Origin of the sequence: Heyndrickxia sp. FSL W8-0496 (assembly GCF_038007825.1) — a bacterium.
GTDB lineage: Bacteria > Bacillota > Bacilli > Bacillales > Bacillaceae_C > Heyndrickxia > Heyndrickxia oleronia.
This window is the reverse complement of the sequence record NZ_JBBOXX010000001.1, coordinates 1,426,128-1,448,134: the sequence shown is the minus strand read 5'-3', so window position 1 is coordinate 1,448,134 and position 22,007 is coordinate 1,426,128. Positions and strand designations below refer to the sequence as shown.

Genomic DNA, 22,007 nt, shown 5'->3' with positions numbered 1-22,007 from the left:
CTTTATGTATCTTTTAATACTTTCTCAACTACTTTACTAAATTCCTATAGGGGCGCGCAACTTTTTACCTGTCTTTATGATCTATCATTTTTCTTTTTTGATATTGTAGCTCATAATATATATATAGATAGTAGTAAATGGGAGGAATAAACGTGGAACTAGAACAAACGGTCACATTTTTTAACAAAACAGGAAAATACATTGGAGAAATAACTGCCATATATCCGGATCATTATGTTGTTCGAACTCTAGCTGTATTAAAACATCCAATGCAAGGAGATTTACACAACCCTAAACAAGTTAATGTAGACTTTTTTCATGAGAGAAAAGCATTGGCATTTCGCGAGCAAACGAATATACCATTAAAAATGGTTAAACCGTATGAGGGTGAAGTACCAGAATATAAATTCTCTTTAAAAGAAGCAGTTGATAAAATGATTCAAGAACTTTCAACCAGTGATGATGATTTTTCTCAAAAAAGCCTTGATTGTTTGAAAAGCATCCAACAAGAATATGGTTGGATGTATAATATTCAGTGGTAAAAAGGATGAACTCGGAGATGATGAAAATATCATCTCCCTTTTTAATGCGCTTAAAGTAAATAAGCACCTGAATTTTAAGCGTTTTCATAAGATAAAAGGGCAAATTTCTAAGTTGTATTTTTTTATAAAACTAATATAATATTTAGGAAAGCTAAATTTTAGTAAAACAAAATTATTTATAAATGATTGTTAATAGGAATTAGAGATTAATTTTTTTATGAATCTAGAATTAAAAATTTACAAAGAAGGTGTCTTTTATCAGTATTGAAAAGCGCAACTTAGTAATAATGTGGTTTTGTAATTTTTTAGTTGGAGCAAGTACGACAATGATCATGCCATTCCTTTCATTGTATATTGAATCATTTGGGCATTTTAATGATGAATACGTCCAAAGATGGGCAGGATTTGTATTTGGAGTGACCTTTTTGGTGGCTTTTTTCATTTCACCTGTTTGGGGAAGATTTGGAGATCGTTATGGGTTTAAACCGATCCTATTGATTACTGGATATGGGATTGCAGCAAGTATTTTTTTCATGGGAATGGTCCATCATGTCATTGGACTATTCATTTTAAGGATTATGATGGGGATTGTTACAGGATTTATTCCTACCTCCATTGCTTTAATATCTGCTCAAACACCAAAGGAAAGTGCAGGAAAGACTTTAGGTACCTTACAAATGGGAACCGTTTCGGGAACTTTATTTGGTCCGCTCATCGGCGGTGCAATGGCAGATACGTTTGGTTTTAAATATACATTCATAATTACTTCCATTTCAATTGCTATCGCAACAACAGGAGTATTATTCGGTATCGTAGAAAAGCGTAAACAAACATCTTCTGCACAAGAAAAAACATTTAGCAGAAAAGATGTGATTAAGCGAATTTTTAATCACAGAATATTAATCACTGTAATGATTATTGCATTACTTATCCAAGTAGCTAATTTTAGTATCCAACCGTTACTTGCTCTTTATGTCAGTCAATTAAGCAGTGCTGGAAGTGTAGCCCTATTAGCCGGAATGGCATTTTCTGCAACAGGGTTTGGAAATTTATTAATGACTCGTCAATGGGGGAAACTAGGAGATCGTATCGGACACGAAAAAGTACTAATGTGTTTACTTTTACTTGCAGCTATATTTATTATTCCACAAGCTCTAGCCCAACAATTATGGCAGCTTGTTATTTTTAGATTCCTATTCGGTATGGCCATTGGTGGTATGCTCCCAAGTATTACGGCCTTTATCCGTAGAGAAGCACCTCTTGAAATGCAAGGTGAAGTTCTTGGATATAATCAGAGCTTTCGCTTTTTAGGAAATGTAGTGGGGCCTGTCTTAGGTGGAATAGTTTCGGGGTATAGCGGAATATCCTCCGTTTTTTATGTGACAAGCGCCTTATTTATCATTGCATTTGGTATTCTTTTGTATAGTATTAAGCATGACCATCGTCAGTTTAAGGAAAGCTATTAATATATTTACAGAGGGGACACGATGTGCCCCCTCTTTTTTTTTGAATTCCAACCCATAATAATATTATTATGCAGTATAAAATGATGGTTATTATATATTTTATTTAAAGAAAAAAAGAGAGAAATACTCATTGTTAAATGAATGCACCTTATTTTTTTGGTACAACTGCCATTGTGCATCTAGACATACAAATGAGTTGCTCCTCTTCGTCTCTAATTTTAATGTCCCATACTTGAGTACTTTTCCCCTGATGAACGACTTCTGCTGTTGCAGTAACTATCCCATCTCGTTTTGATCGAATATGATTTGCATTAATTTCAAGACCAAAGCATATTTCTTTTTCTGAATCGATAATAGCCGCAGCACCTACACTTGCTACTGTCTCCGCAAGAGCAACAGATGCTCCGCCATGTAAATAACCGAACGGCTGTCGCGTACGTTCATCAACTGGCATCGTAGCAATTACTTTCCCTTGACCAACTTCAAGAAATTCCATTCCGAGAGCCGCTATAAGTGTGTTTTTTAATTCCATATGAATCCCCCCTCACTTTTTCTAATATTCAAGATCTAATCTCAGGAATCCTTCTTTTTAAAAGCTCTTTTCTCAAATATTGTTACTTATTTATGTGAAATTTAACTAATAAATTCGATTGAGGAATGACGTCCTGCATTCTACAGAGAAAAGAGCTACAAACTCAATAAGTACAAAACATTTATGGGATGTAAAAGCAGGCAGTTTGGCTTTTACAGACACAACAGACTTTACGAAAACTGTCTTTTAAAATTTATCATTAACAACGGAATTGTATTTCATATATATGTAGTTTACCGCATAATGTGGTTAAGAAAGATCATTATTTATAGTCGAAAGGATAGATTGCCGTGAATAAGGATCATCCTAATTATTATATACGCTCCCCCAACCCATACCTTCACTATCCTTATCCATACCATTACCCTTATCGCCAATACCAGCCCGTCAACCCACAAAGATTTATTGATTCAGCGAATAAAATGATACCAATATTAAAAGATGCAGAAAAGATTACAACTCATATATCGAAATCCTTTGATTTTTCAAAGCGTTTAATGACATTAGCACAAGAATCCAAAATAAATGAAGTGAAAAATATGTTATATCAAATTGGATTATCAACAAAACCCGACGTTCGTTTCACACCTAGTGGGCTTGTGTTAAATTTCTCAAATAGCAAAGATGCCTCCAATTGCTGTTTGCTGCAACTAAAAATTCGCTGGGCTGAATAGAAGAGGGAGAACACTTCTCCCTCTATTTATCCATTAATATCCATATGGTCCCGGTCCATATCCTCCCCCATAAGGACCATACGGATAAGGGCCATATGGTGGTGGATACGGATATGGTCTCGGTCTAGCTAGTGCGCTTCCCAATAGGCCTCCGACGAATCCTCCTAGTAGTGGAGCACCGAAAAGAAAAGGAAAGAACTGTCTTGATTGATTTGGTACAGGTACATTACGATAATAATACATTTAAGGTATACCTCCTTTATAAAAAGACACTCTTTATCTTTCTATGCAATAAGGAGGCGAATGGCCTAGGCAAATATAACAAAAGCGAAGAAAAGAATCGATTCATTCGATTCTTTTTCTTTTTTTATTATTTTATTGGCTCAAATCTTTCGACTAATAAGGCTAATGTGCGAACCATTACACCTGTTGCACCAGCAGGACCAAGATCATATTCTTTTTTGGTATCAGCTGTTCCTGCAATATCTAAGTGTACCCACGGTGTCTCTTCAGCAAATTCTCCAATGAATGCTCCACCCATGATCGCGTGTCCCTCACTGCCCGGAGAATTGTTTAGGTCTGCAATTTTACTTCCACGAACACGCTTCCTATCATTTTCAGTTAATGGAAGACGCCAAATAAATTCACCAGATTCATGAGAAGCTTCAAGTACCTGTTCAAAGAAGGCTTCATGATTCGTAATAGCACCTGTTTTATCCAATCCTAATGCAGTAATTACTCCACCTGTAAGTGTTGCAACATCCACAATGTAATTGGCACCATGATGCTTTGCATATGTAACTGCATCTGCTAATGCTAAACGGCCCTCTGCATCCGTGTTTAATACTTCAATCGTTTTACCACTCATCGAAGTAATCACATCATCTGGCTTAAATGCTGAACCACTAATCATGTTGTCAGTTGATGGGATGACAGCTACTACATTCTGCTCAGGTCTTAACTCACCGATAACTTCCATCGCACCTAAAACTGCGGCTGCTCCCCCCATATCTGTCTTCATCCCAACGATCCCTGTTTTTGTTTTTAAGGAATAGCCACCAGTATCAAAAGTAATTCCTTTTCCAACTAAAGCGATTACATCTTCCCACTGTTCTTTACCTTGATATTTCAATACAATCATTTTAGGTGGCTCAATGGAACCTTGATTAACGGCTAGAAGTGCGCCCATACCCAATTTTTCCATTTCTTCTTTTTCAAGAATCTCTACCTCAAACTCATATTTCTTACCAAGTTCCTCTGCATAATTTGCTAAATCAGTCGCTGTAAGCATATTCCCAGGTAAATTAACTAGTGTACGTGCCGAATTGGTAGCTTTTCCATATGCGTAACCAACCGTTACAGCAGCCTCTATTTCCTCTTGATCCGCTTCGCTTATTATTTTCACTTCTTCTATTCTTTTCTCTGGCTCATTCGATTTTTTCTTATATCCAGTAAATTCATATGTAGAAAGAGCGAATGCCTCACTTAGAGCGGTAGCAACATCATCATATGAAATAGAATCAGTAAAAAATGTATCTAACGCAATTGCAATAGATTGAATCCCATTTGCATGGACCTTTTTAAAGGCTTTACCAAAAGCTTCTTTTAACACATCAAATGTTAATTCTTTTTCCTTTCCTAGTCCAATACATACTAAACGTTTTGCACCAATTTTTTTAAAGGTATGTACATAAGAGATTTTTTTTGATTTTGCAGAAATATCACCAGATTTAACAAGTTCAGTTAATTCATTTTCAAACTTCTCATCTAATTGAGCAAGTAATCCATCAAATTTCTCTGGTGTATCTTTCACTCCTATAAATAAACATTCTTGACTTTCTTCAAATGGATTTACATTCATTATTTTAAACATTAACTCCACCTCCAATCCTAATTATAACGAAAAGAAAGGATGATTACATTATTCCGCCATAAAATAAAATTCAATTTAGAATATCTTGAAATTAAATAATGCGCAGATAATATGATAATATTTCTGCGCATCCGTAGGATTTGTATTATTCATCCTTCGTTTTTATATATTGTTGACGAAAAACTTGCATCGATTCATTTTCATTAAGTGCCGTTAAATCATTTTCGGAAAGTTTACCATTTCCCATTTGAACGATGTAAACATTAACTGTTCTTTTTCCCCATTGCTCATATACATCTTTCACGGTTTCATAGTACAAATCTAATTTGTTGCCCTTGATCGCTGAACCAGTATCAGCGACCACTCCATAACCATATCCTGGTATAAATAAAATAGTTCCAATAGGGAAAACACTAGTATCTGCTGCAATGGTTGAATATAAATCCCTTTTTACCTTCACTCCTGAATATGTAATACCGTACTCTGGATCATTAGGATGCTTCCCCGTTGATTCAACACCAGCAGTATAGCCGGTAGCTATTACCTCTTTCGAAGGATAATTTGTCCAATTTATCGCTTCTTCTAAAGTAGGGGTGGATCCTTTAATTGATTCACTAGATGAGATTTGTGTTGTTGTTGCCTTTGATTTTTTTAATGATTTTAATGAAATACCTACTGATTTTAAACTTAAATTATGAAATCCCTTTTGTAATTCTGTCATTTTTTGCTCACCAATATCGGATATAGAAACGTCATTTAAGTCTTCTGCTTTCACTCCTGATATTGATTGAAAAGTAGTAATTAAAGCCCCAATAAACAAAATTGTCATTAATAAGCGTTTTAATATGTTTTTCATGTTCATAGTATTTTCCACTCCTCCCAAATCTATTCCTTTCCCAATCTGATTTGAATTATTCACTCGGAATGAAAAAAACTTAAAATTCTGAAATAAATGTATATAAAAAAATAGAAAGGACGCCTGCTCCTTTCCATTTTCTTTTTTATAAAATCAGAACATGATCAAAACATTCGGTACCCTTTTTTTCTTAATATTCTCATTACTACCCCCGCTACAATTGTCCCTAAAAAACCGCTGATTAAGATTATTATATCCGGTGTATGGAGCCTTGTAATTTTCTCTCCCAATAGATGGAATGAATGACCCGGGTTAGTAAAATAATCTAAAAACCGAACTTCATCAATAATTAATATAGCCACAATTGGATAAACAATTGCCATAATCCATGTCATCCGTAACAACATGTTTAAAATAAAACCGATTCCAAAGAAAAGAACAAAAAATAATAATATCGATATGATTAAGACTGGTAAAGCCATTTGCATAAAATCTGCACCTCCACTCACTCATTTACCTGTTCATCCTATTCATTTATGTAAAAGGGCAATATTCACCAAATTTAAGTGTACTCAATGTTTTTTTCTGAGTCAATAAATGTAATACGGCAATATTATGAACAAATAAGAAAAGGAAAGTTAAGGTAAGTCATGAAACTAAACATTATCTAATTAGCCACAATGGTGGAGAAAAGAGCCTTTTCAAGGTTATTTTTGTATTATAGCTTTTGTAAAAGCCCTACTGCCGACTTTTACTCCTAATAAAGAGAAAATAGTTATTACAAAGTATGTAGCTCTTTCCTCAGTAGAATGCAAGAAGCTTGAAGTTTCAACTTATTTGCATTAGGTAAACCTATGGTAAATAACAATGGTGGAGAAAAGAGCCTTATCAAAGCTATTTTTGTATTATAGCTTTTGTAAAAGCCCTACTGCCGGCTTTTACCCCTAATAAAGAGAGAATAGTTATTACAAAGTATGTAGCTCTTTTCTCATAAAAGAGCCTTATCAAAGCTAATTTTTTGTATTATAGCTTTTGTAAAAGCCCTACTGCCGGCTTTTACTCCTAATAAAGAGAGAATAGTTATTACAAAGTATGTAGCTCTTTTCTCATAAAAGAGCCTTATCAAAAAAAAAAGAGAATCCATTTGGATTCCTGAGTAATGAACATTATTTATTTTTTCCAGTACCATCACAACGTGGGCATGTTTCTGATCCACCTAAAATGAGTTGAAAATACCCTTTACCTGAGCAATAAGTACATGTTGTGTTTTCTGTTGAAGTTACATTCATTTTACTCAATCCCCTTATTTTTTTATTTTAATTTTCTGATAATATAACATCTTTTTATAAGTAGGTAAACAAGCAAAAGAACACAAGAAAACGCATACAATAATCAATTAACTACTCTTATCTTTATTTTCCTTCAAATAACTGAATATTTAAAAAAGATAAAAAGGATGTCTAATCATATTAGACATCCTAAACTCCTAATTAAAGAAGCTTAAATTTCCCTTTTTTCATTACTAATGATGGCCCACCAACCATGAATAATGCACGGTTATCAATGACTTTTTTCATCACAGAAGCTTTTGTACCTTTTATCTTCTTACCAAATACAACCCCAATTGCATCATCCTCACCGAGCGAACAAACTGTTCCTTTGTCATCAAATACAAAATCTTCTAGAGGACTTTTGCCTTGAACAAGCTTCGCCACGTTACGTGCACAAACTTCACCATGTTGCATTGCAATCTGGGCAGTTGGTGGATAAGGTCGATCAATCGCTTCATTAATGATAAGAGAACAATCACCAATAACAAAGATATCATCATATCCAGGAATGCGTAAATCATTGTTTACTTTCACACGTCCACGCATGTTTTCAAAACCAGACTTTTCAATTATAGAGTTTCCACGTACACCAGCAGACCAAATGATGGTTCCTGCTTTCACTTCATGAGGCTCTTCACCCCTTTTACCAATTAGAACCCCTTCAGCATTTGCTTCTTGAACAGCAGTACCAATATGGAATTCAACTCCTTTACTTTCTAGTAAAGAAATTGCATAATTAACGAGGTCACGATCGAATTGTGGTAAAACCATTGGTGAAGCTTCAACACATGTGATTCTAACTTTTTTACGATCTATATCATATTCTTCACAAAGTTCCGGAATACGGTTTGTTAATTCACCAAGGAACTCGATACCTGTGAAACCAGCCCCACCTATTACAATAGATAAGCGTTTTTCATCCTTTTCTACTTCTGTATTGTAGGTTGCAAATTGATATTCAATATGTTCACGAATTTGTCTTGCAGCATTCACATTCGTGATTGCAAAAGCATATTTATCTAATCCTTTAATACCAAATGTCTCAGAATCTGATCCTAGTGAGATAACTAAGTAATCATACTCTACTTCGCCATTCTCTAGGATAACCTTCTTTTCTTCAGGATTCACTTTTTCAATTGTTGCTTGAATAAACTCAACTTTACTTGGATTAATTACATTTTTGATTTCATAACGTACACGATCATGATGTAATGTGCCAGCAGATGCTTCATGAAGCCATGTCGTTTCATAATGATATTCATTTTTATTAATAAGAATAATTTCAGCTTCATTTACACTTAATAATTTTTGTAATCGAGTGACTGTCATTAAACCACCATATCCAGCACCTAATACTACTATTCTTGGCTTTCTCAACTTGTATCACTTCCATCTTTATTATTTTTGAGTGATGGTACCAATTATATTCCCACCATAAATGCAAGCTTATGAAAAAAAGCTAAGGTAAATTTGTGATTTATTTCACTTAAGACTGCATAAAGAAATAAGCCTTCGTTAAATTATCTAGGTTAAAATAATCAATAACAAAACAAAAGCCTTCATAAAAATGTCATAAAAATTTAATATAATATCCACATCTAATAATATTCCTTTTACTATGTTTTTTCAATATGTATTTAGGAAAAACATAACTTAAGAAAATTCCGACAAATATTATTTAATTGCATATTTTTATGAATGTAAACATTAGATTCCATTTATTCGAATGTGATATGATGAATAATGAAATGATGATTTGAAATTGGAGGGAATTTTTTTGAACGAGGATCAAAAAATTTATGATATAACAATCATAGGAGGCGGACCAACAGGCTTATTCACTGCTTTCTATGGTGGAATGCGTCAGGCAAGTGTTAAGATTATTGAAAGCTTGCCACAACTAGGTGGGCAACTTGCTGCTTTATATCCAGAAAAGTACATATATGATGTAGCTGGTTTTCCTAAAATTAAAGCTCAAGATTTAGTTAATAACTTAAAAGAACAATTATCTATGTTTTCCCCTACCATTTGTCTTGACCAATCTGTCACAAATGTAGAAAAAGGAGAAAATGAGGTTTTCAAACTTACGACAGATAAAGAAATTCATTATTCTAAAACAATCATTATTACAGCTGGGGTTGGCGCTTTTCAACCACGTCGTTTAGAATTGGATAATGCAAAACAATATGAAGGAAAGAACTTACACTATTTTGTTGAAGATTTACAAAGCTTTAAAGGTCAAAAGGTTGCTATATTAGGTGGAGGAGATTCTGCCGTAGACTGGGCATTAATGCTTGAACCAATTGCTGAAAAAGTATCTCTTATTCACCGTAGAGATAAATTTCGCGCACATGAACATAGCGTAGAAACATTAAAGAATTCTAAAGTTGAGATCATTACCCCATTTGTACCTACTGAATTAATTGGGGATGAGCAACAAGCAAACCAATTAGTTTTAGAAGAAGTCCGTGGTGATAAAAAAGAAGTTATTGATTTCGATTCATTAATCGTTAATTATGGTTTCGTCTCTTCATTGGGTCCAATTAAGGATTGGGGAATTGAAATTGAAAAGAACTCTATTATAGTGAATTCAAAAATGGAAACGAATATTCCTGGTATTTATGCAGCTGGAGATATATGTACTTTTGAAGGTAAAATAAAATTAATTGCCACTGGTTTTGGCGAAGCACCTACTGCCGTTAGTAACGCAAAAGCATATATCGATCCAAAAGCAAGATTACAGCCAATGCATAGTACATCACTATTTCCATCTTAAACATTAGATAAGTCAGAATGTAAATGATTATAAAAAAGACCTGGATATTCTCCAGGTCTTTACTTATATTTATTAACAATTCTCCGGCGTTCCAGCAACCTTCGCTGTTCTAAATGATGAACCGCATCCACAGGAAGCAATCGCATTTGGATTATCGATGGTAAAGCCGCCACCCATAAGTGATTGTTTATAGTCAATTTTAGTTCCTTGAAGAATAGGAGCAATTTCTTTATCAACTAATATAGTCAAATCATGCTGGATGTCTTCGATGTCATCATCCTTTTTCTCATGATCGAATCCCATTCCATAGGATAAGCCAGTACAACCGCCACCATTTACAGAAACACGAAGAAATGCACCCTCTTCTTCATTTTGCTTCATCATATCTTTAATTTGAAGTGCAGCGGCATCAGTAATTATTACTACCTCGCTCATCAATTTTCACCTCCAATTCAAAATTCTGCTTTTATCTACAATTACATCATATGAAGTTTACATTTAATTATATACCCTTGCGATGACACACTCAACTCATTCGCTTGTTATGATTAATTTTCATGTATTCCTATATTTATGCAAATCTTTATATTATAATAGGACATAGGGTTAGTGTCTTAATACCTATTAATTAAGGAAGGGGGCAATTAAGATGAACACTACTTTAACACCTTTTTACGATAAACAGGTCCAATGTCTACACTGTGAAGCTAAATTCCCATCAACAAAAATTCGTTCAAGCTTCGTAAAAGTAGATCGTTATGACAAGGACTTTTGTCCTAATTATCAGTCAGAAGAGTTAAATCCTCTATTCTATCATGTATTCGTATGCCCTCAATGTGGATTTTCGTTTACAGATGATTTTTCTAAATATTTCCCTCCTAAAACAAAGGAGGAAATTAAAAACAATGTTTCGGATAGATGGGTTCATCAAGACTATGGAAAACAAAGGACGGTTAAACAAGCAATTGATTCCTATAAATTAGCCGCCTATTGTGCTGAAATTAAGAAAGAAAAAAAAGTTACGATTGCTGGATTATATATGAGAATTGCTTGGCTCAATCGAAAAATGAAGAATAAAGAACAGGAACAGCGATTTATAACTTTCGCTCTGCATAATTATTTAGAGTGTTATATAAATAGTGATTATCATAGTTCACAAATGTCAGAATTAAAGATAATGTACTTAATTGCTGCCTTATCACATCAAATTGGCGAAACTGAGCAAGCGATCATGTACCTATCTAAGGTCATTGAAAAACAAAATACAACAACAGAACGAACTATTATCGAAATGGCCAAGGATCAGTGGCAAGAGATTAGAGGCGAAAAAAGTACTGCATAATTATTGGGCTTGCTTGCAAGAAAGCATGTTCATCCCAATAAACCTAGGGGAAAATCTGCGCAAGAGCTAAACAGAACAGGAAGAACTACCAAATTTCGGAAACAAGTATGAATTTTATACCTCTTGATAATAAAAGAGAGAGACCATGTCTCTCTCTTTTGATAAGCTCTTTCTTAAATTGATTGAAGAACGAAAACGTCTCTAAAAAAGAGGTAGTTTACGCTTCAAAGTATGGCAGCTACGATACTCCAAAATGATAAGTTAAAAAAAGAGGTATACTAAAACATTGGATTTTCTTCCAAATATTTATATATATTCTCTACAAGTTCTTCAGGAGTTTCACCCTTAACATAATCTCCATTAACTAGGGCAAAAGGAGCTTCACCACAAATATCACAATAATCTAAACAGCTATATTCAACAATATCGAGATTTGGATCCTCTTCCAATATTTCAAGCGCTTTAAATGCTCCACTTGCAAGATTGCTTGCACAAAACTCAATAATAGGATTCAAAGATAGTCACCTCACTACCAAAGAATATCCTACCTTTTTTTATACTAACAGTCAATTTATGCGACCTTTAAAATGATTCAACAGCTTTATAACCATATTTCTCCAACTGTGTATATATCGTCTTTAATCGTGGATTCCCCTCACCAACAACCTGCCCTTCTAATGTAATAACAGGATAGAACATATCCTCTTCAACGACACGTTGAGCAAAGTTTTTTATCTCCTCTTCCTCTGGAGGATTAAAAATATCTACCAAGCGAATGTTCACTGGTTGATTAGGGAATTTACGAGCAACTGCTGCCCCCAACCATTCATACGTATCTTTCGAAGAAGGTAAATTTACACAGCTTGCACAAATGATTTCAGCCCCATATATGATCATTTCCACTTGTTTTTCCACAGGATTCTTCTCCCTTTTTTCTTTAATTGTACAACATTTCAAAGATAAAAAGGGAAAATTAGAACGATTTCTTTAATAGATTTTTTTTCGTTTACTGATTATAATAGGATTATGGAAAGGAGTCGATATTGAATGTCAGAACCAACAATCATTGAAAAAGTTCAAGAAGTATTAGATAAATTACGTCCGTTCCTACTTCGTGACGGCGGAGACTGTGAATTAGTAGATGTTGAAGATGGTATTGTGAAGCTTCGCCTACTAGGTGCATGTGGAACATGTCCAAGTTCAACGATCACATTAAAAGCGGGTATTGAACGTGCGTTGTTCGAAGAAGTTCCTGGTGTGGTAGAGGTTGAACAAGTATTTTAATTATGATGTTTAATAACTGATAATGGTGGAGTCGATATATCGGCTCCACATTTTTTTTAGGCTCTTTTCTCTGAGAAAAGAGCTGCATATTTCATTAAAAACGCCTGGATCCTTTTTTAGGGTAAAAGCCGGCATTTGGGCTTTTACAATAGCTAAACTATACAATTATAGCCATTAATAAGGCTCTTTTCTCTGAGAAAAGAGCTGTATATTTCATTAAAAACGCCTGGATCCTTTTTTAGGGTAAAAGCCGGCATTTGGGCTTTTACAATAGCTATACTATACAATTATAGCCATTAATAAAGCTCTTTTCCCTGAGAAAAGAGCTGCATATTTCATTAAAAACGCCTGGATCCGTTTTTAGGGTAAAAGCCAACAGTTGGTTTTTATAACAAATAAAGTCCCTTCTATAAGATTTTCTACATTCTATTGTAGCCAACCAAAATATGCTAAATAGGATTCTTTACTTATGATTCTCATCTATTTAACCACTCAACTCTAGGTAGATTTTGTCCCCTACTTGGTATCTCTGCTATTTGGAAAAAGTCCCCAAGGAAACGTTCATAGTCTTCTGTATCTCTTAAAGTTTGTTTTAATTTTTCCTCTAAACTTTTCTTACGGTGCTCTGAACCTGTTACAAAATATTCTTCTATGCATTCAAAATAATGTAAAGGGAATAATAATCGAGCATAAAGAAGTCTCCATGAGAATAATGAAAGTGGGCTTATGCTTTGATAACTTCTTAGAAATTGTTGCAAATCCGGCAAGAAGGTACGCTTATTTCGAAAATACTGATCTCGAATCCATTCTGCCAGATCCCTTGTTGCATGATCATAAACCCAATCAAATGGATTTCGAATCCAATGGTTTTTCCCCCATGTATTTTTATTAAAACGTTCATGACAAATCGTTCCTGCATCAATTAGTTGTGGGGTATCATCTAATTCTGTATCAACTAAGTATTGAATCGCATTTTCACATAACCCCATATAATATGGAAATGAGTCTATAAATAAATATTCAAATTCATGATCAGGATGGTTTTGCACATTTTGGTACCATACTTTTTCCATTTGATCCAATCGTTTCTCCCAGAATGACTTCCACTGTCCGATTCGTGATACATTCTGTAATTCAGTTCTTAATGATCTGCCTCGGTGGTGAAACTTTGCAAGTTTTCTTCCATGATTTATTTTTCTAGGTAATGAATGATATTTATTTTTCAATAAGCAAAAGTCTTCATCATTAACTGTAATTAAAAATTTACTATCCTTTGAAGAAACAAATCTTGAAACATATCTATCCCCTTGTGCGAATAGATGCTCTGACATTTCATACCATTCCACTAACTGTTCCTCTTGAATTGTAGTAACTGGAATTAATGTATATAGAGTGTTCTCATGCAAATATCTAACATAGTTTCCTTCTAAGAAGGACTTTTCAGGAGTTATGTTGAAAAACTTCTTAAGGATATCAATAGACAATATAATCCGCTCCTTCCATCCACTCCTCTCTATGTATATGTTGAAATAGAAGCATTTAATAATGATTATGGGAATAGTAAGAAATAAAAAATCACTTATGTATAAGGAATGACTATTAAATAGAAAAAGGTGATCAAGTATGAATAATAATAAAAAAATGACATTATCTGAGAAAACAGCAAGGGATTGGCTTAATCAACGCGGTGTCAAAATAGAGGATATTGCCGAACTTGTCATGTTTCTTCAGCAGAAATATCATCCCAATTTGCAATTAGAGGATTGTATCGAAAATATTAATCGAGTGCTGTCCAAACGGGAGGTTCAAAATGCCATTTTAACAGGAATCCAATTAGATATTTTAGCTGAAAAAAAGCTACTTGAAGAGCCATTACAATCCATCATTGAGGTAGATGAAAGTTTGTATGGAGTTGATGAAATATTAGCATTTTCAATTGTGAATGTATATGGATCCATTGGCTTCACAAATTACGGTTACATTGATAAACAAAAACCAGGTATTTTAAAGAAATTAAATGACCATACTTCTGGACAATGTCATACATTTCTAGATGATATTGTCGGTGCGATTGCTGCAGCTGCATCCAGCCGATTAGCGCATCGTGCAGTTGAAGAATAAATTTTTGAGATTCTCTTTTAAGGGTTTCTTGACATTGAAGAAATATTAACGAAAGACTAAATCTATATTAATAAAGAACCTGAGCAAAAAGGTTCAATCTTTTTGCACAGGTTCCTCGTATAGAAAGGTTAACACTCCCATTCATTCAATGAATCAATTGAATAAGTTGGTTGCTTTTCCTTATTCAGCAAATCTGCCTTTGTCGTTACGCCTGTATGAACAAGAAGCGTATCCATTCCCGCTCGTATCCCTGCTAAAATATCGGTTTCATAAAAATCGCCAACCATAATTGTTTCTTCCTTAGCAGTTCCTAAATATGCTAATGCCTGATTCATAATAATCGATTCAGGTTTCCCAATAAAAATAGGAGTAGTTTGTGTTGATACCGTAATGACTGAAGTAATTGAACCATTACCAGGTAAGAACCCTCTTTCAGTAGGCAATGCAATATCTGCATTTGTGGAAATAAAGGTAGCACCCTTTCTAACAGCGAGGCATGCTAAGGATAATTTTTCATAATTAATTTCACGATCAATTCCTACTACTACAAAATCTGGATTTTGATCATCGAAAGAAAAGCCTTTATTTTTTAATGCGGTTAGTAAACCCGTTTCTCCAATGGCATAAACCGTTCCATTTTTATTCTGCTCATACATATATTCAGCAGTAGCCATGGATGTCGTGAAAACTTGATCATCTTCTGCAGGAATATCAAATTCACGAAGCTTTTTAGCCACTTCTTCTGGCGTACGCGATGAATTATTGGTTACGAATAAATAAGGAATTCCTTTATTTCGAAGTCGATGAATGAAATGACCTGCTGCCTCAATTTTTTCACTTCCACGATACATTGTACCATCAAGATCAATTAAATATCCTTTATATTGTTTCATATCTATGATGTCCTTTCCATCAAGTTTGGCTATATTTAATTTCTAAATGCAGAAACTGGTCCTAATTCACTTTCTATATATGTTCGTACACAAGGAACAAATCCTTCGATTGCCTTCATATGAATTGAAAAGTCCTGATACATCCGCTGATGTTGAATCGATGTATATTGTTGAACTAAGATCTTTCTCCAAGCAACAATTTTAATTAAACTTTTAGAAATTTGTTCCGTAATTACCTTTTCATCTTCGAGAATGTCTATAATATCTTCATAACTTCCTGGATCCCTCATGATAAAACCATCAATAATTGAATTTCCTACATCCAATATGGATTCAATTATTGTATGGGCAATTCTTTCTAAAGCTGCCTTTTCAACATCAGTTTCCCATATTTGTGTAGAATTTAATAGCTTGATTTTACTTTCCATATATTGAAGTGTTTCTTCAATTTTTTCTCGGTCTACAAAATACACGATTAAGACACCCTTCCATACCTACTTTTATCCTGTAATTGTCTCTACTATTTCATTTTAACACATTGTTCTATTTTTTCTTAGCATCTAATGTAGACGAGTTATTTCCTTGAAATGATCACATAATAGAAATAAATATATAAAAGGAAGTGAACGTTTTGGATGAAAAATTAGATCATATAGATAAAGAAGATATTCCTTATTCCGACTTTTCTACAGTGGAAACAAGAAGAAATTTTATTACAGCTGAGGATCTACCTGATGGTCCCTATGGATCACCAAGAGGGGAAAATGAACCAGTACAAGGGAAATCGTCCCCGTGGAAAAAAGGACAACGTCCATATAGTAACTTTAATTACGAATTTAAATCCTTTCACCAAGATTTACCTCGGGAATATCCTGGTGCACATCCTACCCATGATGATAACGATGTTAACCAAGAACCTCCTTATGATGAAAGCAACTAGCCCCTTAAAGGGGCTACCCATCTATTTTCTTAGCTACAAAATAAGCACAACCAAAATTACAATATTCATACAAATATTCAGTTAGGGTACCAATTTTTGTATCAAATGCCGCCTTAGGATTTTGATCATCGAAAAAGCCTTTTAATCTTAATTGACCATATCCCCAATCACCTACAATATAATCATATCTTGCCAAAATTTCACTATATCGATTTCGAAAGGCTTCCTCATTAAACCCATTTCGGAAATCTTTAATCACTTCATAGGTTTGATTATTGATATTTATCATTTTTTCACCTCATTTAATGTCCCTATTCAAATTATAACTAATTCCCCATCAATTACTAAGAAAAAAAATAAATTTCAGTGCAAGATAACAAATAGGAGGTGTTATTATTGCAAAAAAGATTGATTACCGCGACCATTTTAGGTGCAGCTCTTTTATCAGCCTGCGGAAATAACAATGATAATAAAGATGTTGCTGAGAATTCTGGAATTTATAAGAAAAATGGAAATACAATCAATAGACAAAATGAAGAAGATTTATATAACCCTGAAAAGGTAAATACACCCAATGAACGTTCAAGTGAATTCGGTTTTGTGAGACAAGTAAAAAGTCCTGTACCAAATAAAGCAGTGAATTTTAAACAGGACAATACGATTGATCGAGAAAAGGTGGCAGACACCATCAGTAAAATAGCCATTACATTGCCAAAAGTACATGATGCCTCCTCACTTGTAACAGACGAAGAAGTGTTGATTGCTTATCGAACTGATGTAAAAGATAAAGAAGGAAGAAATGATATAGCCGATCAAGTGAAAAAAACTGCATTGTCTGTTGTACCTAGATGGTACCATGTTTATGTAACAGATGATCCTTCACTAAGACAAGATATTGAAAATATTGCTTACATGAACGGGGCATCTGGCAATCACGAAAATGCGATTAATGGAGTCATAAAAAGAATGTTAAGTAGTTCACCCCAAGGCTCGAAACTAAATAATGGAGAAAATGAAAATGGTGAAGCAATAACAGATGATAAAGAATACATGAATGATAACGATAAATATCGAAATCAATATAAAAAAGGTGGTTCATAAATCTTACTGCGTCGTTTTGGCGCAGTTTTTTTAGTCGATATCATCTAAACAAGCTTTAAAATTTAATCATACATTTTCTTTTGTATCACTACAAGAGCCTTGTTTCCAAAATTTATCCCTCATGATTTGTCCTATCCTACAAATACTAAACATGTTACTAAATCATCATACTTGCACTTATCGATATTTCTCATCAATTTATTAAGGAGGAGGCTCTAAAATTGCGTATTCTCATATGCACTTTATTTATCTTTTCTTTTCTTTCTGTAAACTGTCATGCGAATTCCAAAGCCACATCTGATGACGAAAGCTATCAAAAAAGGATGGAATTATACCGAAGAGTAGAAACAACTACACAAATTCCTTGGTACTATATTGCGGCTGTTGATCATTACGAAAGAAGTATACGGACAGTTAGAAATGATTTACCGAGAGCAAAAGGGATTACCGGAATATATATTCCTCCAGAAGTCTGGTCAGGTTATTTGAATCCCAATAAAAATGATATGTCTCCCTTATCTATCCAATTATTTAATGGATTTGGAGTTGATGGAAATGGCGATGGAAAAGCAAATCGAGCAGACGATGCTGATGTTATCTTTTCATTTGCCGATTTTATATTAAATTATGGAGTAGATGAAGATCATTTTCGTTTAGCACTGTGGGATTATTATAAGCGAGATAAAACTGTCAGTATTATTATGGCAAAAGCAAGACTTTATAAGCATTTTGGCAAATTAGATCTTAATCATAAAACCTTCCCACTGCCAAAAGGTTATAATTTTACTTACCATAATACTTGGGGTGATTCCAGAGGTTGGGGCGGTAGAAGGATACATGAAGGAACAGATATATTTGCTGGCTATGGCGTACCTGTTCGTTCAACAAGCTATGGAATTGTTGAAATGAAGGGATGGAATAAATATGGCGGTTGGCGGGTAGGTATACGTGATATAAATAACACTTATCACTACTATGCTCATTTAAATGGATTTTCTAAAGGTTTGAAAGTAGGGCAAATTGTTGAACCAGGTACCCTTATAGGAAGTGTAGGAAGTACAGGTTATGGACCTCCAGGGACATCAGGAAAATTCCCACCACATTTACATTACGGAATGTATAAAGACAATGGGCGAACAGAATGGTCATTTGATCCATACCCATATTTAAAACAATGGGAGCTTTTAGATAGAAAAAGAGCCTCAGCTAAATAATGCTGAGGCCATTCCTTTTTATATCCTTGCCCGCTGTTTTGATTTCTTGATTGCGTGAAGAATACTTGCACCCAATCCACCCCAAATGATAACAATTCCAATGATCATCATCGTTACAGCACCCGCACTCATAATTATGATACCTCCTTCTGATTAGAAGAAACTGGTAATTGCAATTGATCTTCCTTCCAACGTTTAATGCCCATTAGTGTAGCAACTACGATAACACCAATAGCAACCGTCCAGCCAAAATTAAAAATGAATTCGCGAGGATAATCACCATATTCTTTTAATAGGTTTTGACGTAAATTATCATACATCATATATCCAAGTACAATTGGTGTAATGATAGAAAGACAAATTCTCCACCATGCCCCTAATTTTATATCAGAAATGGCATCTGCATGATTTTGTAAAGGTTTTAATTGTTTTGCAAACCATGCGATAAATACAACCTCAAACAGCCCTGCTAGAGCAACACCGAATTGGTTGATAAAATAATCTACTGTATCTAAGAAATTCAGTCCACCTTGTGTAGCATATAAGAGTGAAATAATTGCTGCTAAACCACCACCAATAGTTACAGACTTCGTTCTCGATACATGAAACTTTTCTTGTACACCTGCAATAAACGTTTCAACAATAGAAATAAGAGATGTTAATCCCGCTAATATTAATGAGCCGAAGAATAAGACACCAAACAACCCATTTAAAGCAGGAAACTCATTAATGATTTTTGGAAATACTGAGAAAGCAAGGAGAACACCACTACTTACAACCTCATCTACGGGAACTCCTTGTTGTGAAGCCATATAACCTAATGCAGCAAAGACACCAATTCCTGCTAATAATTCAAATGATGAGTTAGCGAAACCTGTTATAAACGCGTTATTTGTAAGGTCAGTCTTTTTAGGAAGATAACTAGAATAAGTAATCATAATTGCAAAACCAATTGATAAACTAAAGAAGATTTGCCCATAAGCTGCTACCCATACTTTACCATCCAAAATTGAACTCCAATTTGGTTGAAAGAATGTATTTAGTCCTTCAGCTGCACCATCTAATGTTAATGCACGAATGACTATAATCGTAAACAAAACGACTAGCATAGGAATCATTATTTTATTTGCTTTTTCAATTCCTTTTTTCACACCAGCAAACATAATACCTAAAACTACTACCCATACAATAATTAATGGAATTAATACCCCGGGAACCATGCTTCCTGTTTTACCTGGGTCAGCTAATTTTAAATAATCCTTGATCAAAAAATTAGTTGTATCTGTGCCCCATGATAATTTAAAAGAAAAAACAGTATATGATAGTGCCCATGCGACGATAACTGCATAATAGGTTGCAATGACAAAGGAAATCCCTACTTGCCACCAGCCAAGCCATTGACTCCCTTTATTAATTCGTGTAAATGATAGCGGTGCTGATCCCTTATACTTATGACCAATTGTAAATTCTAGAATTAATAAAGGAATTCCTGCTGTTAGAAGTGCAAAGAGATACGGTAGAAAGAATGCTCCACCGCCGTTTTCATAGGCAACTGCCGGGAATCTCCAAATATTCCCTAGTCCAATCGCTGAACCTATAGCTGCCATAACGAAACCCGCTCTCGATCCCCACTGTGGACGATTATCCATAATATACCCCCCTAATCACCTAATTGTCGACTAAACAATCGGATATTATTTTATATTCTGATTATTTAAATAATCTGATTTTAGTATAGCATTTTGCATCCCAATGTCAATTTAATATTTTATCTTTTCTAAATATTTCTTTTACTTTAGTAGGATCTATTTTATAGGTGAATAGACCCTACTATTAAAAATTATTTATTTTTATCCTTTTTTTCATCTAGCTGAATGGAAGGAGAACTAGATTCGCCATTGCTATTATATAACGGAATATCACCTTTGTATGAACCAAATGGTCCAGGAATAGTTTGGTCATAGACTGCCACTTGAGAAGCAAATGGAATAATCGTTTGCACATTGACCGTAACCTTAATATACGTTTTAATGTGAGTGCTATTGATTCCCTCTTCCTCCATTACAATATTTGTATCCACCTTAACATCTCCAATGACATGAAACTTTGTCGGAATATCTGGACCCAGATTACCAAGTAGAACATTATTTGTTACCCGTCCTAATGGTACTGAGTAAACTAATTCGCCGGTACTCTTATTGTATTTCCCTTCCTGTACTTCTTGTAACTTTCCCTCTTCTGCCCCATTTAAATAATTTTGTACCAATTGCTGCACATCTGCAGTCATTTTACTTAACATGGTTGGATTACCTTCTACTACTGCAACATTCCCTTTTTCATTAGGAACAAATTTCACCATATCATTTAATTCTATATTTTTTACGATTTCTTTTACTGCATAACTAATTGCATTTGCAGCGATTTTTTGATTTTGACTTTCCGCATAACGAACAATTGTAGGTTTTAACCCTTTATTTACAATCACCAATCCACCAATTGTAGAAAAGATAAAAAAGGCAAAGGTTAATAGTACTACGTAACGAAATGGAAGTGGACCACGTCGGGATTTGCGCGGACGAAATTTACCCAAAAAAAATCCCCCCTTACAAGCTATATGTATGCTTGTAAGAGGGGTTCTAGGTATAGAAATTCTAGATCATTTTCAATAGCGCATCTTTTCCAATCATCCCTTTTTTAATTCCTCTATTTTCTGCTTCTATTGTTATTGATTCTAAAGGAGATTCTAACAACTCCTCTATTGATTTCACACCTACTGCTCTACCAGCTATAATTTTACGATCCTTTAATTTCTCATTTAATAAGCGAACATCCAAAGCACCACACATAATATATCCTTGATCATTGGAAACTGTAAGTAGCGTCGTCATAGGCAGTTTTACAGTTGTCGCAATAAATGTGTGTCCATGAATAGTAATAGGCTCAATGGTCACCACATAAATCGCTCCCTTCATCAAATTTCCTACTATTATGTGTATGGGTTA

Annotated in this window: 28 protein-coding genes; 10 read left to right on the top strand and 18 right to left on the bottom strand. The window is 34.3% G+C overall.

Annotation, left to right across the window (positions count from 1 at the left end):
• Window positions 1-137: 137 nt before the first annotated feature.
• Both NST63_RS07150 and NST63_RS07145 read left to right on the top strand, forming a co-directional pair.
• On the top strand, window positions 138-542 hold the full coding sequence (locus NST63_RS07150) for a kinase-associated lipoprotein B (protein WP_212946382.1): 405 nt from the start codon (window positions 138-140) through the stop codon (window positions 540-542).
• A 257-nt stretch (window positions 543-799) separates the two neighbouring features.
• The gene (locus NST63_RS07145) at window positions 800-2,008 is read left to right on the top strand and encodes an MFS transporter (protein WP_212946406.1); all 1,209 of its coding nucleotides are present in this window, start codon (window positions 800-802) and stop codon (window positions 2,006-2,008) included.
• Between the two features lie 148 nt (window positions 2,009-2,156).
• On the opposite strand, the gene NST63_RS07140 is transcribed toward NST63_RS07145, so the two are convergent.
• Window positions 2,157-2,540 carry a hotdog fold thioesterase gene (locus NST63_RS07140; RefSeq protein ID WP_058002764.1) on the bottom strand — a complete coding sequence of 128 codons (384 nt, stop codon included), beginning with the start codon at window positions 2,538-2,540 and terminating at the stop codon, window positions 2,157-2,159.
• A gap of 350 nt (window positions 2,541-2,890) precedes the next feature.
• Here NST63_RS07140 and NST63_RS07135 point away from each other — a divergent pair, with 350 nt between their 5' ends.
• Window positions 2,891-3,274: a hypothetical protein gene (locus NST63_RS07135; protein ID WP_212946381.1), complete on the top strand. Its 384-nt coding sequence runs from the start codon at window positions 2,891-2,893 to the stop codon at window positions 3,272-3,274.
• Between the two features lie 33 nt (window positions 3,275-3,307).
• On the opposite strand, the gene NST63_RS07130 is transcribed toward NST63_RS07135, so the two are convergent.
• From NST63_RS07130 to NST63_RS07105, 6 genes are all read right to left on the bottom strand, one after another.
• Entirely contained in the window at window positions 3,308-3,517 is a 210-nt protein-coding gene (locus NST63_RS07130; RefSeq protein ID WP_212946380.1) for a hypothetical protein, read from the bottom strand.
• Between the two features lie 127 nt (window positions 3,518-3,644).
• Complete coding sequence (locus tag NST63_RS07125; RefSeq protein WP_212946379.1) at window positions 3,645-5,147, bottom strand: leucyl aminopeptidase; 1,503 nt, start codon at window positions 5,145-5,147, stop codon at window positions 3,645-3,647.
• Between the two features lie 145 nt (window positions 5,148-5,292).
• Window positions 5,293-6,009, bottom strand: a complete 717-nt coding sequence (locus NST63_RS07120; RefSeq protein ID WP_280616733.1) for a 3D domain-containing protein — start codon at window positions 6,007-6,009, stop codon at window positions 5,293-5,295.
• Window positions 6,010-6,167: 158 nt separating this feature from the next.
• Window positions 6,168-6,491, bottom strand: a complete 324-nt coding sequence (locus NST63_RS07115; protein WP_212946377.1) for a YuiB family protein — start codon at window positions 6,489-6,491, stop codon at window positions 6,168-6,170.
• A gap of 678 nt (window positions 6,492-7,169) precedes the next feature.
• On the bottom strand, window positions 7,170-7,292 hold the full coding sequence (locus NST63_RS07110; protein WP_212946376.1) for a YuiA family protein: 123 nt from the start codon (window positions 7,290-7,292) through the stop codon (window positions 7,170-7,172).
• Between the two features lie 201 nt (window positions 7,293-7,493).
• Complete coding sequence (locus NST63_RS07105; RefSeq protein ID WP_058002770.1) at window positions 7,494-8,711, bottom strand: NAD(P)/FAD-dependent oxidoreductase; 1,218 nt, start codon at window positions 8,709-8,711, stop codon at window positions 7,494-7,496.
• Window positions 8,712-9,111: 400 nt separating this feature from the next.
• On the opposite strand from NST63_RS07105, the gene NST63_RS07100 reads away from it, so the two are divergent.
• A complete protein-coding gene (locus NST63_RS07100) occupies window positions 9,112-10,110 on the top strand; it encodes an NAD(P)/FAD-dependent oxidoreductase (RefSeq protein ID WP_058002771.1) in 999 nt (332 codons plus the stop codon).
• Between the two features lie 72 nt (window positions 10,111-10,182).
• Here the strand turns inward: NST63_RS07100 and NST63_RS07095 are convergent, their stop codons facing one another.
• The gene (locus NST63_RS07095; protein ID WP_341041695.1) at window positions 10,183-10,545 is read right to left on the bottom strand and encodes a HesB/IscA family protein; all 363 of its coding nucleotides are present in this window, start codon (window positions 10,543-10,545) and stop codon (window positions 10,183-10,185) included.
• A 214-nt stretch (window positions 10,546-10,759) separates the two neighbouring features.
• Here NST63_RS07095 and NST63_RS07090 point away from each other — a divergent pair, with 214 nt between their 5' ends.
• The gene (locus tag NST63_RS07090; protein ID WP_212946374.1) at window positions 10,760-11,452 is read left to right on the top strand and encodes a DUF2225 domain-containing protein; all 693 of its coding nucleotides are present in this window, start codon (window positions 10,760-10,762) and stop codon (window positions 11,450-11,452) included.
• A 278-nt stretch (window positions 11,453-11,730) separates the two neighbouring features.
• On the opposite strand, the gene NST63_RS07085 is transcribed toward NST63_RS07090, so the two are convergent.
• Window positions 11,731-11,967: a YuzB family protein gene (locus NST63_RS07085; RefSeq protein WP_058002774.1), complete on the bottom strand. Its 237-nt coding sequence runs from the start codon at window positions 11,965-11,967 to the stop codon at window positions 11,731-11,733.
• Between the two features lie 67 nt (window positions 11,968-12,034).
• Window positions 12,035-12,349, bottom strand: a complete 315-nt coding sequence (locus NST63_RS07080) for a YuzD family protein (protein ID WP_436580658.1) — start codon at window positions 12,347-12,349, stop codon at window positions 12,035-12,037.
• Window positions 12,350-12,499: 150 nt separating this feature from the next.
• Here NST63_RS07080 and NST63_RS07075 point away from each other — a divergent pair, with 150 nt between their 5' ends.
• A complete protein-coding gene (locus NST63_RS07075) occupies window positions 12,500-12,736 on the top strand; it encodes a NifU family protein (RefSeq protein WP_058002776.1) in 237 nt (78 codons plus the stop codon).
• A gap of 476 nt (window positions 12,737-13,212) precedes the next feature.
• Here the strand turns inward: NST63_RS07075 and yutH are convergent, their stop codons facing one another.
• Window positions 13,213-14,220: a spore coat putative kinase YutH gene (gene yutH, locus NST63_RS07070; protein WP_259544429.1), complete on the bottom strand. Its 1,008-nt coding sequence runs from the start codon at window positions 14,218-14,220 to the stop codon at window positions 13,213-13,215.
• 139 nt (window positions 14,221-14,359) lie between these two features.
• Between yutH and NST63_RS07065 the strand changes: the two genes are divergently transcribed.
• Entirely contained in the window at window positions 14,360-14,857 is a 498-nt protein-coding gene (locus NST63_RS07065) for a phosphatidylglycerophosphatase A family protein (protein WP_212946372.1), read from the top strand.
• Window positions 14,858-14,985: 128 nt separating this feature from the next.
• Here the strand turns inward: NST63_RS07065 and NST63_RS07060 are convergent, their stop codons facing one another.
• Together NST63_RS07060 and NST63_RS07055 are read right to left on the bottom strand one after the other, a co-directional pair.
• Window positions 14,986-15,750 carry a TIGR01457 family HAD-type hydrolase gene (locus NST63_RS07060; RefSeq protein ID WP_212946371.1) on the bottom strand — a complete coding sequence of 255 codons (765 nt, stop codon included), beginning with the start codon at window positions 15,748-15,750 and terminating at the stop codon, window positions 14,986-14,988.
• A gap of 35 nt (window positions 15,751-15,785) precedes the next feature.
• On the bottom strand, window positions 15,786-16,223 hold the full coding sequence (locus NST63_RS07055; RefSeq protein WP_212946370.1) for a DUF86 domain-containing protein: 438 nt from the start codon (window positions 16,221-16,223) through the stop codon (window positions 15,786-15,788).
• Between the two features lie 158 nt (window positions 16,224-16,381).
• On the opposite strand from NST63_RS07055, the gene NST63_RS07050 reads away from it, so the two are divergent.
• Window positions 16,382-16,690 carry a cytosolic protein gene (locus NST63_RS07050; protein WP_212946369.1) on the top strand — a complete coding sequence of 103 codons (309 nt, stop codon included), beginning with the start codon at window positions 16,382-16,384 and terminating at the stop codon, window positions 16,688-16,690.
• 13 nt (window positions 16,691-16,703) lie between these two features.
• Here the strand turns inward: NST63_RS07050 and NST63_RS07045 are convergent, their stop codons facing one another.
• Window positions 16,704-16,979: a YutD family protein gene (locus tag NST63_RS07045; protein WP_212946368.1), complete on the bottom strand. Its 276-nt coding sequence runs from the start codon at window positions 16,977-16,979 to the stop codon at window positions 16,704-16,706.
• Between the two features lie 98 nt (window positions 16,980-17,077).
• On the opposite strand from NST63_RS07045, the gene NST63_RS07040 reads away from it, so the two are divergent.
• Both NST63_RS07040 and NST63_RS07035 read left to right on the top strand, forming a co-directional pair.
• Window positions 17,078-17,791: a YhcN/YlaJ family sporulation lipoprotein gene (locus NST63_RS07040; RefSeq protein ID WP_212946367.1), complete on the top strand. Its 714-nt coding sequence runs from the start codon at window positions 17,078-17,080 to the stop codon at window positions 17,789-17,791.
• 221 nt (window positions 17,792-18,012) lie between these two features.
• On the top strand, window positions 18,013-19,005 hold the full coding sequence (locus NST63_RS07035; protein ID WP_373312701.1) for a M23 family metallopeptidase: 993 nt from the start codon (window positions 18,013-18,015) through the stop codon (window positions 19,003-19,005).
• An 18-nt stretch (window positions 19,006-19,023) separates the two neighbouring features.
• On the opposite strand, the gene NST63_RS07030 is transcribed toward NST63_RS07035, so the two are convergent.
• The 4 genes from NST63_RS07030 to NST63_RS07015 all read right to left on the bottom strand — a co-directional run bounded on the left by NST63_RS07030 (window position 19,024) and on the right by NST63_RS07015 (window position 21,977).
• Entirely contained in the window at window positions 19,024-19,137 is a 114-nt protein-coding gene (locus NST63_RS07030) for a methionine/alanine import family NSS transporter small subunit (RefSeq protein ID WP_071976460.1), read from the bottom strand.
• A gap of 2 nt (window positions 19,138-19,139) precedes the next feature.
• Window positions 19,140-20,654 (bottom strand): sodium-dependent transporter, encoded by a 1,515-nt coding sequence (locus NST63_RS07025; RefSeq protein WP_212946366.1) that lies wholly within the window; start codon window positions 20,652-20,654, stop codon window positions 19,140-19,142.
• Between the two features lie 191 nt (window positions 20,655-20,845).
• Window positions 20,846-21,595, bottom strand: a complete 750-nt coding sequence (gene yunB / locus NST63_RS07020; protein WP_259544422.1) for a sporulation protein YunB — start codon at window positions 21,593-21,595, stop codon at window positions 20,846-20,848.
• Window positions 21,596-21,656: 61 nt separating this feature from the next.
• Window positions 21,657-21,977: a YunC family protein gene (locus NST63_RS07015; RefSeq protein ID WP_373312700.1), complete on the bottom strand. Its 321-nt coding sequence runs from the start codon at window positions 21,975-21,977 to the stop codon at window positions 21,657-21,659.
• Window positions 21,978-22,007: the final 30 nt, after the last annotated feature.

What these genes read in the sequence shown, in the direction of transcription:
- NST63_RS07150 (WP_212946382.1), top strand. Translation starts at nt 138, where the DNA reads ATGGGAGGAATAAACGTGGAACTAGAACAAACGGTCACATTTTTTAAC.
- NST63_RS07140 (WP_058002764.1), bottom strand. Translation starts at nt 2,540, where the DNA reads ATGGAATTAAAAAACACACTTATAGCGGCTCTCGGAATGGAATTTCTT.
- NST63_RS07130 (WP_212946380.1), bottom strand. Translation starts at nt 3,517, where the DNA reads ATGTATTATTATCGTAATGTACCTGTACCAAATCAATCAAGACAGTTC.
- NST63_RS07125 (WP_212946379.1), bottom strand. Translation starts at nt 5,147, where the DNA reads ATGTTTAAAATAATGAATGTAAATCCATTTGAAGAAAGTCAAGAATGT.
- NST63_RS07120 (WP_280616733.1), bottom strand. Translation starts at nt 6,009, where the DNA reads ATGAACATGAAAAACATATTAAAACGCTTATTAATGACAATTTTGTTT.
- NST63_RS07115 (WP_212946377.1), bottom strand. Translation starts at nt 6,491, where the DNA reads ATGCAAATGGCTTTACCAGTCTTAATCATATCGATATTATTATTTTTT.
- NST63_RS07110 (WP_212946376.1), bottom strand. Translation starts at nt 7,292, where the DNA reads ATGAATGTAACTTCAACAGAAAACACAACATGTACTTATTGCTCAGGT.
- NST63_RS07095 (WP_341041695.1), bottom strand. Translation starts at nt 10,545, where the DNA reads ATGAGCGAGGTAGTAATAATTACTGATGCCGCTGCACTTCAAATTAAA.
- NST63_RS07090 (WP_212946374.1), top strand. Translation starts at nt 10,760, where the DNA reads ATGAACACTACTTTAACACCTTTTTACGATAAACAGGTCCAATGTCTA.
- NST63_RS07080 (WP_436580658.1), bottom strand. Translation starts at nt 12,349, where the DNA reads ATGATCATATATGGGGCTGAAATCATTTGTGCAAGCTGTGTAAATTTA.
- NST63_RS07075 (WP_058002776.1), top strand. Translation starts at nt 12,500, where the DNA reads ATGTCAGAACCAACAATCATTGAAAAAGTTCAAGAAGTATTAGATAAA.
- NST63_RS07065 (WP_212946372.1), top strand. Translation starts at nt 14,360, where the DNA reads ATGAATAATAATAAAAAAATGACATTATCTGAGAAAACAGCAAGGGAT.
- NST63_RS07060 (WP_212946371.1), bottom strand. Translation starts at nt 15,750, where the DNA reads ATGAAACAATATAAAGGATATTTAATTGATCTTGATGGTACAATGTAT.
- NST63_RS07045 (WP_212946368.1), bottom strand. Translation starts at nt 16,979, where the DNA reads ATGATAAATATCAATAATCAAACCTATGAAGTGATTAAAGATTTCCGA.
- NST63_RS07030 (WP_071976460.1), bottom strand. Translation starts at nt 19,137, where the DNA reads ATGAGTGCGGGTGCTGTAACGATGATGATCATTGGAATTGTTATCATT.
- NST63_RS07025 (WP_212946366.1), bottom strand. Translation starts at nt 20,654, where the DNA reads ATGGATAATCGTCCACAGTGGGGATCGAGAGCGGGTTTCGTTATGGCA.
- NST63_RS07015 (WP_373312700.1), bottom strand. Translation starts at nt 21,977, where the DNA reads ATGAAGGGAGCGATTTATGTGGTGACCATTGAGCCTATTACTATTCAT.